The organism is Flagellimonas zhangzhouensis (assembly GCF_900102925.1).
GTDB classification, from domain to species: Bacteria; Bacteroidota; Bacteroidia; order Flavobacteriales; family Flavobacteriaceae; genus Flagellimonas; species Flagellimonas zhangzhouensis.
The window spans coordinates 89,775-104,837 of sequence record NZ_FNKI01000003.1 but is presented as its reverse complement, the minus strand read 5'-3'; the positions used below and the strand labels follow the sequence as shown (position 1 = coordinate 104,837).

At 40.2% G+C, this 15,063-nt stretch carries 9 protein-coding genes and 2 tRNA genes; 7 read left to right on the top strand and 4 right to left on the bottom strand.

Annotation, left to right across the window (positions count from 1 at the left end; genetic code table 11):
- Positions 1–224: 224 nt before the first annotated feature.
- Complete coding sequence (locus BLQ18_RS14005) at positions 225–1,760, top strand: NAD(P)H-hydrate dehydratase (protein WP_090297896.1); 1,536 nt, start codon at positions 225–227, stop codon at positions 1,758–1,760.
- Here the strand turns inward: BLQ18_RS14005 and BLQ18_RS14000 are convergent.
- Positions 1,757–2,173, bottom strand: a complete 417-nt coding sequence (locus tag BLQ18_RS14000; RefSeq protein WP_090297893.1) for an STAS/SEC14 domain-containing protein — start codon at positions 2,171–2,173, stop codon at positions 1,757–1,759. The genes BLQ18_RS14005 and BLQ18_RS14000 overlap by 4 nt on opposite strands.
- Positions 2,174–2,331: 158 nt before the next feature.
- Entirely contained in the window at positions 2,332–4,890 is a 2,559-nt protein-coding gene (locus tag BLQ18_RS13995; protein ID WP_090297890.1) for an ATP-dependent Clp protease ATP-binding subunit, read from the bottom strand.
- Between the two features lie 262 nt (positions 4,891–5,152).
- On the opposite strand from BLQ18_RS13995, the gene gyrA reads away from it, so the two are divergent.
- Together gyrA and BLQ18_RS13985 are read left to right on the top strand one after the other, a co-directional pair.
- Positions 5,153–7,678, top strand: coding sequence for a DNA gyrase subunit A (gene gyrA, locus BLQ18_RS13990; protein WP_090297887.1), 2,526 nt, complete (start codon positions 5,153–5,155; stop codon positions 7,676–7,678).
- A gap of 43 nt (positions 7,679–7,721) precedes the next feature.
- Entirely contained in the window at positions 7,722–8,984 is a 1,263-nt protein-coding gene (locus BLQ18_RS13985; protein WP_090297885.1) for a tetratricopeptide repeat protein, read from the top strand.
- 47 nt (positions 8,985–9,031) lie between these two features.
- On the opposite strand, the gene BLQ18_RS13980 is transcribed toward BLQ18_RS13985, so the two are convergent.
- Positions 9,032–9,784, bottom strand: a complete 753-nt coding sequence (locus BLQ18_RS13980) for a C40 family peptidase (RefSeq protein WP_090297882.1) — start codon at positions 9,782–9,784, stop codon at positions 9,032–9,034.
- A gap of 20 nt (positions 9,785–9,804) precedes the next feature.
- Entirely contained in the window at positions 9,805–10,980 is a 1,176-nt protein-coding gene (locus tag BLQ18_RS13975) for an acetyl-CoA C-acyltransferase (RefSeq protein WP_090297879.1), read from the bottom strand.
- Between the two features lie 113 nt (positions 10,981–11,093).
- Between BLQ18_RS13975 and BLQ18_RS13970 the strand changes: the two genes are divergently transcribed.
- From BLQ18_RS13970 to BLQ18_RS13955, 4 genes are all read left to right on the top strand, one after another.
- Positions 11,094–13,130 carry an HD family phosphohydrolase gene (locus BLQ18_RS13970; RefSeq protein WP_090297877.1) on the top strand — a complete coding sequence of 679 codons (2,037 nt, stop codon included), beginning with the start codon at positions 11,094–11,096 and terminating at the stop codon, positions 13,128–13,130.
- Positions 13,131–13,241: 111 nt separating this feature from the next.
- Positions 13,242–13,325: transfer RNA gene (locus BLQ18_RS13965), tRNA-Ser, on the top strand.
- A gap of 16 nt (positions 13,326–13,341) precedes the next feature.
- Positions 13,342–13,416 (top strand) — tRNA-Pro (locus BLQ18_RS13960).
- Positions 13,417–13,633: 217 nt separating this feature from the next.
- Complete coding sequence (locus BLQ18_RS13955; protein WP_090297874.1) at positions 13,634–14,875, top strand: site-specific integrase; 1,242 nt, start codon at positions 13,634–13,636, stop codon at positions 14,873–14,875.
- Positions 14,876–15,063: the final 188 nt, after the last annotated feature.

Here is a 15,063-nt window from a genome sequence, read left to right as displayed (position 1 = left end):
GAAAAAACGGACGGAATTATATATAGCAGAATTACCCCAAAGGGGTGGTGATGTTAATGGTGAAGATAGATGAAGCAGTGTTCACCCAACCCAATGTAATATCCGTTTGTTTTGCTTGCATTATTATCTAATGAGGGGATAAATGTAGTACTTTTGATTACTTCATCAAATCGTTGATGAGATTTTTTGCCAAATTCACACAAATCCTCAATTTTTATTGACGAATGAAAATTTTTTCCGCCCAACAAATCTATGAAGCTGATAAATCCACAATTAAAAAAGAGCAGATTACGAGCGAGGCGCTTATGGAAAGGGCTGCATCCCAGCTTTTTGAGTGGGTGCATTCGAGGTTGAGGGGCACTCAAGTCAATATTGTATTGTTTTGTGGCATAGGGAACAATGGGGGAGATGGGATGGTCTTGGCGCGCATGTTGCACGAGCATGGCTATTCCACCAAAGTTTATGTGGTAAATTATAGTGATAAGAGGTCAGAGGACTTCCTTTTGAATTTAAACCGACTTAAAGAGGCAGAGGTATGGCCAGATTTTATCAATGAATCTATCGAGATGCCCGAACTATCGCCCAACGATATTATTGTTGATGCCATTTTTGGGATTGGATTGAACAGGCCTCCCGCACCTTGGTTGGGTAAACTGATTCAACATATCAACGCATCCCAAGCTTTTGTGCTTTCTGTTGATATTCCATCTGGATTGCCCATGGATAGGGAGCCATGGGATCCATCTCATGTGATTCAATCGAGTTATGTGTTGACGTTTCAGGTGCCGAAATTGGTTTTCTTTTTGCCCAAAACAGGTATCTATGTAAATCAATGGGAGGTATTGGATATTGGTCTGGATCAAGAATATCTTTCCAAAACAGACACGGACTTTGAATTGATTGGTAGGCCAGAAGTCTTGCCACTATATCGTCCAAGACTTAAGTTTTCCCATAAAGGGACTTATGGCCATTCCTTGATTGTAGGAGGAAGTTATGGTAAAATTGGTGCTGTTCAGTTGGCCAGTAATGCTTGTTTAAGTGTAGGAAGTGGTTTGGTGACGGCTTATGTCCCCAAATGTGGATATCATTCACTTCAAACAGCAATACCAGAAGTTATGGTGTTGACGGATTCGGATGAAGAAAACATATCTCAAATTGAATTGCCTTTTGAACCTACTGTAATAGGAGTGGGAATTGGTATTGGTTTAAATGAAAAAACGGCTTCAGCTTTTGGTGCCTTATTAAAAAGTGTTGCCGCATCAATGGTGATTGATGCTGATGGGTTGAATATCTTATCCCAAAATCCTGAACTATTGAAGGATGTTCCTGAGCTGTCAGTATTGACTCCTCATCCTAAAGAATTGGAACGTTTAATAGGTAAATGGGATTCAGATTTTGAAAAACTGGAGAAAACTAAGGCGTTTTCAAGCCAATATAATGTGGCGGTGGTTATCAAAGGGGCACACAGCATAATTATTTATAAGGATAAAGGGTATGTGAACACTACAGGGAATCCTGGTATGGCAACGGCAGGAAGTGGCGATGTGCTCACAGGAATGCTTACTGGATTAATAGCACAAGGCTATCCACCTTTGGAAGCTACAATTTTTGGTGTTTATCTGCATGGTTTGGCAGGTGATTTGGCTGCATCAACGCTTGGATACGAAGCAACCAAAGCTTCAAAAATTATTGAAAATATAGGAAGTGCATATTCAGAATTGTTTCGACAACCTGAACAGAATGCGCAAGAAAATAATTAAGATTTTGACTTTTTGCTACTGCTGAGTCTTTTCTTAACCCAAGCCAAAGCATTATCATATTCTATAAAGAACTCCATGGGTTTTTTGTAGAACATTTTCTCAATTTTGAAATTGTGCATGTCAATTTCTTTCTTGGAAACAATGGCGAATGCTTTCAGATTTTTTAACCCTCTCACGTAGTTGTAGACCGTGGGATCAATGGCATAAGAGTTTTTTCTCAGGCTGATATACCCAAAATCCTTATCTCTAAAATGTATTTCTGAAATGCCGATGACCTGGTACGTTCTTTCTAATGTAACGGTGGCGCCTTCATCAAATGAAGCAACCATGTAATCATCAAAAACCTGAACAGTCCCAATGTCTAAATTGTACTCACGCACAACGACAGTCTTCTTTGTCGAAGTTGATTTCATCCCCAAGTGTAATTATAGTGTCTCGTTAACGAAAGTACTTGGATTGGTAGGTGAGCGGAAAAATAATAGATTAACTGCTAAATTATCGTGTGTACGGTACATTTATGCATAAAAAAAGCTGACTAGTGTCAGCTTTTCTTTTTCAGTGTTTTACGGTTTTATTTTTCAGCTTCGGAAGATTTTTCCGTTTTCTTAATGGCAATGGTGAGTTCCTCTTTGGCTTCATCCAAATCCATGAAAATGCTATCGCCTTCTTCCAATTTTGAATTTACAATCTCTTCGGCCAATGCATCCTCAATGTACTTTTGGATAGCTCTTTTTAATGGACGAGCACCGTATTGCTTATCAAAACCTTTATCGGCTATATAGTCTTTGGCCTTATCAGAAAGATTAAGGTCATAACCGATATCTTTAATTCTATTGAATAATTTGTTCAATTCAATATCAATGATTTTGTGGATGTCTTCTCTTTCCAACGGATTGAAGACCACTACATCATCAATTCTGTTCAAGAATTCTGGAGCAAAGGCCTTTTTCAAAGCACTTTCGATAACTCCTTTTTGATGGCTGTCGGCCTGCGCTTTTTTGGCAGCAGTTCCGAAACCAACACCTTGTCCAAAATCTTTCAACTGTCTTGCTCCGATGTTGGAAGTCATGATGATGATAGTGTTTCTAAAATCAATTTTGCGACCTAAACTATCGGTCAAGAAACCATCGTCCAAAACTTGTAACAACATGTTGAACACGTCTGGGTGCGCTTTTTCTACCTCATCCAATAAAACTACGGAATAAGGCTTGCGGCGTACTTTTTCAGTCAATTGACCACCTTCTTCATAACCTACATATCCTGGAGGTGCACCTACCAATCTTGAAATGGCGAATTTTTCCATGTATTCACTCATGTCAATTCGGATAAGCGCGTCTTCAGAATCAAAAAGTTCTTTAGCCAAAATTTTGGCCAATTGGGTTTTACCAACCCCTGTTTGCCCTAAAAATATGAAAGAACCAATGGGTTTGTTCGGGTCTTTTAATCCTGCACGGTTACGTTGAATGGCCTTGGCCACTTTGGCAACTGCTTCATCTTGTCCGATTACAAAACCTTTAATAAGATTAGGTAATTCGGCCAATTTGTTGCTTTCGGTTTGTGCAATACGATTTACTGGAATTCCACTCATCATGGAAACCACATCGGCAACGTTATCCTCAGATACCGTTTCTCTGTGCAATTTACTTTCTTCTTCCCAGCGTTCTTGAGCTACTGCCAATTCTTTTTCCAGACGCTTTTCGTCGTCGCGAAGTTTGGCAGCTTCTTCGTATTTCTGTTTTTTAACAACGCTATTTTTCAGTTCTCGAACATCTTCCAACTGACTTTCCAATTCCAAAATCTGCTTTGGAACGTCCATGTTTACAATGTGAACTCTTGAACCTGCTTCATCCAACGCATCAATGGCCTTGTCTGGTAAAAAACGGTCCGTCATGTAACGGTTGGTCAATTTTACACAGGCCACAATGGCATCGTCGGTATAATTTACGTTGTGGTGTTCTTCGTATTTGCCTTTGATGTTCATCAAAATTTCGATGGTTTCTTCCACAGTGGTTGGCTCCACCATTACTTTTTGGAAACGACGTTCCAAAGCACCATCTTTTTCAATGTACTGTCTGTATTCATCAAGGGTAGTTGCACCTATACATTGAATTTCACCTCTTGCCAATGCAGGTTTGAACATATTGGAAGCATCCAAGCTTCCTGTTGCTCCACCAGCACCCACAATAGTATGAATCTCGTCAATGAAAAGTATGATATCGTCATTCTTTTCAAGCTCGTTCATTACCGCTTTCATTCGCTCTTCAAACTGGCCACGGTATTTTGTGCCAGCTACCAAAGAAGCCAAATCTAGGGTTACAACGCGCTTGTTGTATAAGATTCGTGATACTTTTTTGTTGATGATGCGAAGCGCCAAACCTTCAGCAATGGCACTTTTACCCACACCTGGTTCACCAATCAACAATGGATTGTTCTTTTTTCTACGACTTAATATCTGGGATACCCTTTCAATCTCTTTTTCTCTACCTACTACAGGGTCCAATCTATTTTCCTCGGCCAATTTGGTCAAGTCACGGCCAAAGTTGTCCAAAACAGGAGTCTTGGATTTTTTGTTGCCTTTTTGTGCTGCACCGCTTCCACCAAAGGTACTTTCCTTGTCATCACCAGTATCGTCGGTATCACCAGGGAAAGATTCCGCTTGAGGGGAATCGATATAATCATCATCACTTGTGATCATAGATTTGAACTGCTCCTTCACATTGTCATAGTCCACTTTTAATTTGTGAAGCAACTTTGTGGTTGGATCGTTCTCGTTTCTAAGAATGCATAGCAGCAGGTGTGCAGTATTAATGGATGAGCTTTGAAAAAGCTTGGCTTCCAAAAATGTAGTTTTTAGGGCGCGCTCAGCTTGGCGGGTCAGATGCAAGTTTTTCTTGTCTTTCTGAATCGTTCCTGTATTTGGGTTTGCCGGACTTAGAATCTCTACTTTTCTTCGTAGGTGTTCCAAGTCAACGTCGAGAGCGTCCAATATATTAATGGCTTTGCCATTTCCATCTCTCAAAAGACCTAGCATCAGGTGCTCCGTACCAATAAAATCGTGGCCCAATCTTAGGGCCTCTTCCTTACTGTATGCTATAACGTCTTTTACTCTTGGGGAAAAATTATCGTCCATACGTTTCCTTTTCAGCAATTAAAATTAATAAAAGTATTGTTATGGTGGTCAAATACCGTACCCTTATTCGATAAAGTAGTGGTAAATGTCGGAAATATGGTGGTTATTTTATGGATTTAACAAAGGTTTATTATCGTAAATGGGTCCTTGTGGATAATGTTGATAATTTTTTTAATAAAACACGAGCAAACCATTATAAAGGCTGCTATTTTCTGTATATTGCCATGATAATTTAACCACAAAAAATTAATAACAAATAAGCATGGCGGAAGGAGAAAAGTTAATTCCTATCAACATAGAGGATGAGATGAAATCTGCCTACATTGATTATTCAATGTCGGTCATTGTGTCACGTGCCCTGCCAGATGTTCGTGATGGACTTAAACCTGTACACCGAAGAGTACTTTTCGGTATGCATGAACTGGGAGTAAGGTCCACCGGTTCACATAAAAAATCTGCCCGTATTGTTGGGGAAGTTTTGGGTAAATACCACCCACATGGTGATTCATCAGTGTATGATACCATGGTGCGTATGGCCCAAGAATGGAGTTTGAGGTATATGCTCATTGATGGCCAAGGTAACTTTGGTTCTGTTGATGGGGATAGCCCTGCAGCAATGCGTTATACAGAGGCGAAAATGCGCAAAATTGCCGACGAAATGTTGGCAGATATTGATAAAGATACTGTTGATCATCAATTGAACTTTGATGATACCATTGAAGAACCAACTGTGTTGCCAACACGAGTTCCCAATTTATTGGTGAATGGAGCTTCTGGTATTGCGGTAGGTATGGCAACCAATATGCCGCCTCATAATTTATCTGAAGTGGTGGATGGTACAATTGCCTACATCGACAACAACGATATTGAAATTGAGGAGCTGATTTCTCACATTAAAGCTCCCGATTTTCCAACAGGTGGAATCATTTACGGTTATGACGGTGTAAAAGAGGCGTTCCATACGGGTAGAGGTCGCGTTGTAATGCGTGCCAAAGCCTCTTTTGAAGAAGTTCAAGGTAGGGAGTGCATCATTGTAACAGAGATTCCTTACCAGGTGAACAAGGCGGATATGATCAAAAAGACTGCCGACCTTGTTAATGATAAGAAGATTGAAGGTATCGCCTCCATCCGAGACGAGTCCGATAGAAAAGGGATGCGAATCGTTTACATTTTGAAACGAGATGCCATTCCAAATATCGTTCTGAATACCCTTTATAAATACACTGCGCTACAATCATCTTTCAGTGTGAACAACATTGCGTTGGTGAATGGTAGACCTCAGTTGTTGAACCTGAAGGAAATTATCCATCATTTTGTAGAGCATAGACATGAGGTTGTGGTTCGTAGAACCAAATACGAGCTTAAAAAAGCCGAAGATCGTGCGCACATCCTTGAAGGATTGATTATTGCTTCGGACAATATTGATGAAGTAATTGCGATTATTCGTGGATCCGCCAATGTGGATGAAGCGCGTAACAGCTTGATGGAGCGATTCAAGTTGACCGAAATCCAAGCCAAGGCCATTGTGGAGATGCGTTTGCGTCAGCTTACAGGACTGGAGCAGGATAAACTTCGTGAAGAGCATGCCGAACTTTTAAAGACCATCGAAGATTTGAAAGACATTCTCGACAAGAAAGAGCGTAGAATGCAGATCATCAAAGATGAGTTGTTGGAAGTAAAAGATAAATATGGTGACGAAAGAAGATCTGAGATCAACTACGCAGGTGGTGATTTGAGCATTGAGGATATGATTCCAGATGAGCAAGTGGTGATTACCATTTCGCATGCTGGTTACATCAAAAGAACACCATTGTCCGAATACAAAACCCAAAATAGGGGAGGTGTAGGTCAAAAAGCATCTTCAACCCGAAACGAGGATTTCTTGGAGCATTTGTTTGTGGGAACCAACCACCAATACATGTTGTTCTTTACGCAAAACGGAAAATGTTTCTGGATGCGGGTTTACGAAATCCCAGAAGGTAGCCGCACATCAAAAGGTAGAGCCATTCAAAACTTGATCAATATTGAGTCAGAAGACAAGGTGAAAGCCTTTATCTGTACCCAAGATTTGAAAGATGAGGATTACGTGAACAGTCATTACGTAATTATGGCCACCAAAAAAGGTACGGTGAAGAAAACCTCTTTGGAGCAGTATTCAAGACCACGTCAAAATGGTATTAATGCCATTACTGTAAAAGATGGGGATGAACTATTGGAAGCCAAATTGACCACAGGAACAAGTCAAATTTTCCTTGGTTTAAAATCTGGTAAAGCCATCCGCTTTGAAGAATCCAAGACCAGACCAATGGGTCGTAATGCATCAGGGGTTCGAGGAATCACTTTGGCGAATGATAAAGATGAGGTAATTGGAATGGTTTCCGTGCACAATTTTGAGGATGACATTTTGGTTGTTTCAGAAAATGGGTATGGTAAAAGATCCAACTTGGATGATTATCGCGTAACTAATAGGGGAGGAAAAGGTGTAAAAACCATTTCTATCACCGACAAAACTGGAGGATTGGTAGCCATTAAAAATGTAACCGACACCGATGACCTTATGATCATCAATAAATCTGGTATTGCGATTCGAATGAGCGTGGAAGATCTTAGAGTAATGGGTAGAGCCACTCAAGGTGTTCGTTTGATCAACTTAAGGGATGGAGATTCCATTGCAGCAGTTGCCAAAGTCATGAAAGAAGATGATCCGATAGAAGAAACTGACATCATGGACATTGAAGTGAAAGGTGAAGATGGCACGGCAATTGATAATGACAAGAGCGAAGAATAATTAATAAATCGATATACACTAAATCAATAATTACTTTTTAAACATGAAAACTAAAGTTTTATTAGTACTTGCCTTAGGGGTTTCCGTGATGGGTTTCGCCCAGAAGGATGAAATCAAGGAGGCGGAAAAGGCATTGAAGAAAGGTGACGCGGCTGCAGCCAAGGCATCTTTGGAAAGTGCTTCATCCACTATTGGAAGTGCAGATGAGAGAATGCAGGCACAGTATTACGCAGTATTGGGAAATGCAAACTATGATTTGGCAAAAAAAGGTGATGCATCAGCTTTTGAGCCAGCAGTAGAAGCTTTTCAAAAAGTTGTTTCTATTGAAGAAGCAAGTGGTAAAGAAAAATACACAGGAGTAGCCAAAGAACAAATGTCTGCAATGACTGCTGACTTGGTAAATTCTGCTGTAGAGGACAACAACAATAAAAAGTTTATGGAAGCGGCTGAAAAGTTGTACATGAGCTATAAGTTGAGTCCAATGGATACAATTTATCTTTACTATGCAGCAAGTAGTGCGGTAAATGCCCAAGAGTATGAGCCAGCTTTGAAATACTACAACGAGCTAAAAGATATTAAGTACGATGGTAGTTCAGTTTCTTATACAGCTGTTGATGTTGCAACAGGAGAGACTGTTACTATGGACAAAGCCACTCGTGACCTTTACGTAAAAGCGGGTACCCACAAAGACCCAAAAGAAGAAGTAAGTCCTTCCAAAAGACCAGAAATCGTTAAGAACATCGCAATGATCTATCAGCAAATGGGCGACAATGAAAAAGCTCTTGCTGCCTACTCTGATGCTAGAGCTGTAGATCCAAACGATGTAAACTTGGTTTTGGGTGAAGCTAACCTTTACTACGCCATGGGCGACAAGGACAAGTTTGTGGAATTGATGGGACAAGCTTCTGAAATGGCTCCTGACAACCCAGATTTGTTGTACAACATCGGTGTAATCAACATGGAGCAAGGAAACTTGGAAGCTGCAAGAGATGCTTACAAAAAAGCTTTGGCTGTAGATCCAGGTTACATCAATGCCCTTTTAAACCTTTCTACCACTTATGTGAATGAAGGTAACGGACTTATCGATGAAATGAATTCTCTAGGTACCTCTAAAGCAGACATCGCTAAATACGATGAGCTAAAGAATAAAAAGGATGATTTGTTTAGAGAAGGAGCAACTGTTTTGGAAGATGCACTTAAATCTAACCCAGATAACGAAGGTGTATTGACTCAGTTGAAAAATATTTATGGAGCTTTGGGTGATACCGAAAACTTCATGAGAATTAAAAAGCTATTGGGAGAATAAGAAACTCTCAAACAAAATAAAAAGCCTCAACATTGTTGAGGCTTTTTTTATATGATCTTTTTGATGACCCGAAGTTGGTGGGTGTACAATTTTTCGTCCGTATTAAAAATACCTGTGTGATCTATTCTATCAATCCGTACATGACCGTTCACGTGGATGATATAATTGTCCTTAAGGATAATCCCCACGTGGTCTATAACTCCTTCGTTATTGTCAAAAAAAGCAAGGTCTCCAGGTTCACTTTCTTCAATAAAGCTTAAAGCTTCCCCTTGTTTGGATTGTTCCTCTGCAGTTCGACCCAAGGTATACCCATTGATCTTGTACACCATTTGCGTAAAACCTGAACAATCGATTCCAAAAGGTGTTTTTCCTCCATTTAAGAATGGAGCTTTTAAATATAATATGGCTGTATCAATTAGAGCTTCCTTTGGATTTTTTCCCTCGTATACACTTCCTTCAAAAGTATGCTCTAAAAGTTCGGGCTTATTCACCATGGAACCCAATAAAATGGGTAGCAGCATGCCATCGCTTGTATAGATATGAGAAATGATGTCGGAACAAATTTTAGAGTACTCCAAGGCATCCAAATCTTCATAAACTTGCTCAGGAACTTCCGTGATTTGATTGTTGGGCACCCAACCTTCAAACTTGTCGTAAGCTACCCGTATTCGGCTCCATTTTTTCCGACTTTCCAAAATTTTGAAATGTTCTCCATATTGGAGCTGGGAAGTCATTTCGGAACATCCATCGGGATTGGTTCGAATAGGAACAATACTTAGAGGACAAATTCCATATTGCATTTAAAGTACAGATTGAATCACTAATATCTTTCCAAAACTATTGAAGAAGCTCCACCACCACCGTTACAAATGGCAGCAGCCCCAAGTTTGGCATTATTTTGTTCCAACACGTTCAACAGGGTAATGGTGATTCTGGCACCAGAACAACCTAGAGGGTGTCCTAAAGAAACCGCTCCACCGTTTACATTCACATTGGAATCGTTTAATCCTAGAATTTTCATATTGGCCAACCCCACTACGGAGAAAGCTTCGTTAAATTCAAAATATTCAATATCGTCGATGGATACCCCTGCACGATCTAAGGCTTTTGGTAATGCTTTTGCGGGAGCCGTAGTAAACCATTCAGGTTCGTGGGCTGCATCGGCATATCCTTTAATGGTTGCAAGAGGTTTTATCCCCAACTCATTCGCTTTTTCCTCGCTCATCAACACAACTGCAGCAGCGCCATCATTTATGGTTGAAGCATTGGCAGCAGTAACAGTACCTTCTTTAGTGAATGCAGGACGAAGTGCTGGCACTTTATCCAACTTAACATTCTTGTATTCCTCGTCTTCACTTACCACAATGGGTTCTCCTCTTCGTTGAGGTACTTCAACAGGAACTATTTCATTGGCAAATTTTCCAGCTTTCCATGCATCTGCTGATCTTTGATAGGATTGGATGGCAAAAGCATCTTGATCCTCACGGCTGAATTCATATTTTGTGGCACAGGCATCGGCACAAACACCCATGGCATTTTGATCATAGGCATCAACCAGACCATCTTTTTGCATTCCATCCAACAAAGTGGTTGGTCCAAATTTGGTTCCAGTTCGCATATAAGCGTAATGTGGAATCAAGCTCATATTTTCCATTCCGCCAGCCACTACAATGGAGTTTTCTCCTAGTGCAATGGATTGCGCAGCTTGCATAATTGTTTTCATACCAGAAGAACACACTTTGTTCACAGTGGTACAGGGTACTGAATTTGGAATTCCTGCATAAATAGCAGCTTGTCTGGCTGGAGCTTGACCTGTTCCTGCCTGTACAACATTCCCCATTAAAACTTCTTCGACCAATTCGGGTTTAAGACCGATTTTATCTAAGGCGCCTTTTATGGCAACTGCCCCCAATTTTGGTGCTGGAACCGTGGATAGTGATCCCATAAAGCTACCGATGGGTGTTCTGGCAGCAGAAACAATTACGACTTTTTTCATATGTGCATTTTAACTCTTGCGAAAATACTAAATTTAAATGCAAAGCAGTAAGGGAAATCGGCAACCCGCTTCTTATATATATTTTCTATTTTTGAGGTCAATACTATAACTGTATGGGAAAAACATTGGACAACGTCTACAAACACCAATCACTGGTTTATAAATACTTCCTGTACGTGGTTACCGTGGCCCTGATTGTATTCTTCTTTCCAAAAGAAGGCAAGTTTAAATACGACTTTCAAAAAGGGAAGCCTTGGCAATACGAGAATTTATATGCTCCCATTGATTTTTCCATTAAAAAAACACCAGAAGAAATAGAGGAGGAGCAAACTTCTATCCGAACCAATAAAACGGATTACTACACCTTTGACGCTTCGGTGGTGGTGAATGTGAGAAAGGTTGTTGGAGAGGCTTTGAATACCAGTTTGCAGACAAGTGCTTATAATCCACAACAGCGTTCAGAACTTTTAAATCTAGCACAAACGGTGGTGGATGTGGTGTATACAGATGGGATTTTTCAGGAAATACCAGATTCCAAAGCTATTGCAGTGGTAAAAAACAATGAAGCGCAACCACTTTCTCCTTCCAATTTTTTGAATTTGGAAAAAGCGAAAGTCAAGATATCTGAAACATTGTCACAAGCCAATGTGTTGGGGTCCTCTGCTATAGGGACGGTGATTCAGAATAGTTTGGCACCCAATTTATTTTATAATGAAACACTCACGGAAAGTGCAATAAATGACCAACTTTCCAAAATTTCATATACCCGTGGTGAAGTTGCTCAAGGCAAACTTATTATTGCGAAAGGAAATATTGTAGAAGCCGAAGATTTTAAAATTTTGACTTCGTTGAGGGATGAGTATGAATCCGAGCTTTGGATGGGAAGCAACTACTATTTTATCCTTTTAGGGTATTTGATTTTAGTGGCATTGGTATTGATTATGTTGTTTTTGTTTTTGAAAAGATACCGTGATGAAATCTTTCTTAACAACAACAAGGTCACTTTCATATTTTTCAATATCCTTTTGATGGTGCTTGCTACCACCTTAATGGTGAAGCATTACGAAAGTTACATTTATGTGGTGCCATTATGTATCCTCCCTTTAGTGCTCAAAAACTTTTTTGATGCCCGTTTGGGATTGTTTGTACATGTACTTACGGTGTTGATTTTGGGTTTTGTGGTGCCAAACAGCTTCGAGTATATCTTTTTACAGATCATAGCAGGTATCGTAACCATTTTAACGGCATCTGAGCTGTATAAAAGGGCCAATCTTTTTATATCGGTAGGACAGATTACCTTGATCTATATTATAGGATATTTTGCTTTCCATGCCATTCACGAAGGAAATTTGGATAATATTGAATGGGAATTGTTCGGAGTATTTGTGGTCAATGGTTTATTGACGCTTTTTGCCCAACCTTTGATCTATATGTTTGAAAAGATTTTTGGGTTGGTTTCTGATGTATCCTTGTTGGAATTGTCCGATACCAATTCAAAATTACTCAAAGAGTTATCCGATAAAGCACCAGGAACGTTTCATCACTCCTTGCAAGTGGCGAACTTAGCTGAGGCGGCGGCAAACGAAATAGGGGCAAACGCTATGCTGGTTAGGGTAGGAGCACTGTACCATGATATTGGAAAAATGGAGAATCCTACCTATTTTACCGAAAACCAGATAACCAATGTTAACCCACATGATGATCTTCCGCCCAAGGAGAGCGCAAAGATTATTATTGACCACGTAATAAACGGAATTGAAATAGCACGAAAGAATAAAATTCCTGATCGTATCATTGATTTTCTTCGAACGCATCACGGAACAACTACGGTATATTACTTTTTTAAAAAACAGCAGGAGCTGGATCCAGAGGTTGATGTAGATAGTTTTAAATACCCTGGCCCAATTCCATTTTCTAGGGAAACTGCAATTCTGATGATGTCGGATGCGGTTGAGGCAGCATCCAAGAGTTTGAAGAACCCAACTTTTGCCATAATCGATGAATTTGTCGAGAAGATAGTGAAGGGGCAAATGCAGGCAAATCAGTTTTTAAATGCCAACATTACTCTAAAAGAAATCGAGATGGTGAAGAAAGTGCTCAAACTTAAACTCACCAATATCTATCACTTGAGGGTGGAATATCCTGAATAGCAAGCACATTGAAAAAATACGAGAAAAAATTCAAAAAATAGTTGCGATCTAACATCTGAAAAGGTACATTTGCATCCGCATTTTCAGAATGCACGTTCATAAAAAGAATTAGGAGAGGTGCCGGAGTGGTAACGGAGCAGATTGCTAATCTGTCAGCGCGTAAGTGCTGCCTGGGTTCGAGTCCCAGTCTCTCCGCTTTTTCCAAAATTTTCGGGGTGTAGCGTAGCCCGGTTATCGCGCCTGCTTTGGGAGCAGGAGGTCGCAGGTTCGAATCCTGCCACCCCGACGAACCACTAAATAGGTGGTATAAAAGCACTGTTAATCGACTGATTGACAGTGCTTTTTGTTTTTTATGCATTCATCTGATATCAAATAAAACCATATAAAAGGTGTAGAGTTCGGTGAATGGTTCGGTACGTTTCTTGTGCATAATTTAGCTTCAGTTTGACGCTGTTTATGGGTGTTTTGCAAACCAGTTTTGTCAAACCCAAAAATTATGTATTATGCGCAATTCCAACACTTTAAAGGTTCTCATCTTCACTAGGGACATTTCCAACAACCCTGAAAAATTGACCATTTATGCCCGTATCACTGTCAATGGAAAACGTGCCGAGATAAGTTTGAAACGTTATGTTTCGGTGAATGAATGGGATGAAAATAAGGGCAGGCTCCATGGACTTACCCACAAGGCCCGTTTGTTGAACAGCTATCTGGATGAGGTGTATGGCGAGATCATGGACACCCATAAGCAGTTATTGCGTGAGGACAAGATTATAACCTCACAAGCAATCAAAGCCCGTTATCTGGGACAGGATGAAGAGCACAAGACCCTTATGGAGCTTATCAAGTATCATTACGAATCACAAAAGAGTAAGCTTCGCCCGGGAACCATGAAAAACTATTATGGTACAGAAAAATATCTCAAAAGGTTTTTGGAGCATACCCGCAGAATTCAAGACATCAACTTAAAGCGATTGAACTATAAGTTCATCACAGATTTTGAGAACTATTTGATTAATGGGCCCGATCTGCAAAAGGGAAAGAAGTGTACCAATAATGGGGCCATGAAACATTTGGAGCGGTTAAGGAAAATGGTAAACCTTGCCGTGAGGTTGGAATGGTTGGACAAAGACCCGTTTGTAAACTATAAAAAGCATTATAAGAAGAGTGAACGCTCTTTTTTGACCGAAAGGGAACTTAGGCTCATTGAGGAAACAACATTTTCAGGAAGAGGGTACGAGAGGGTCAAGGACACCTTTCTTTTTTCATGTTACACGGGATTGGCCTATGGAGATGTAAAGGCACTGGATATTGATCATATGCGGTTCGGTATAGATGGGAACCTTTGGATCCATACGAAAAGGGAAAAAACTGATGAGGCGGTCAAGGTTCCCTTACTTCCCAAAGCAAAACAAATCTTGGATAAATATAAAAACTGCAATGAAAGATTGATACAAGGAAAGTTGTTACCTGTATTGAGCAACCAAAAGACCAACAGTTATTTAAAGGAGATTACAAAGGCTTGTGGAATTTATAAGAATATTTCTTTCCATACTGCCAGACACACTTTTGCCACAACGGTAACACTCTCCAATGGTGTTCCAATTGAAACCGTTTCCAAAATGCTAGGCCATACCAAATTGACCACTACCCAAATCTATGCCAGGGTATTGGAACATAAGATAGGGGAGGACATGCAAAACCTTATAGAACATATGCAGACCAAAAAAGCAGCCGAAGGATGATAAGTCTGTATTTATTCGGTCCCGCTTGCGGGACGAAGGAATAGCAAGAGGGTGATGCGCAGATTGCGCCATCACGGTTGTTTTCGGGTCTTCAACAAGTTGAAAACCAGTTAATTGAATGCTTTTTGGAGTCCTGTGCAAAATATGGGGCTACAGTAGACTTTTTCGAAATCTACAGTAAACCCTTT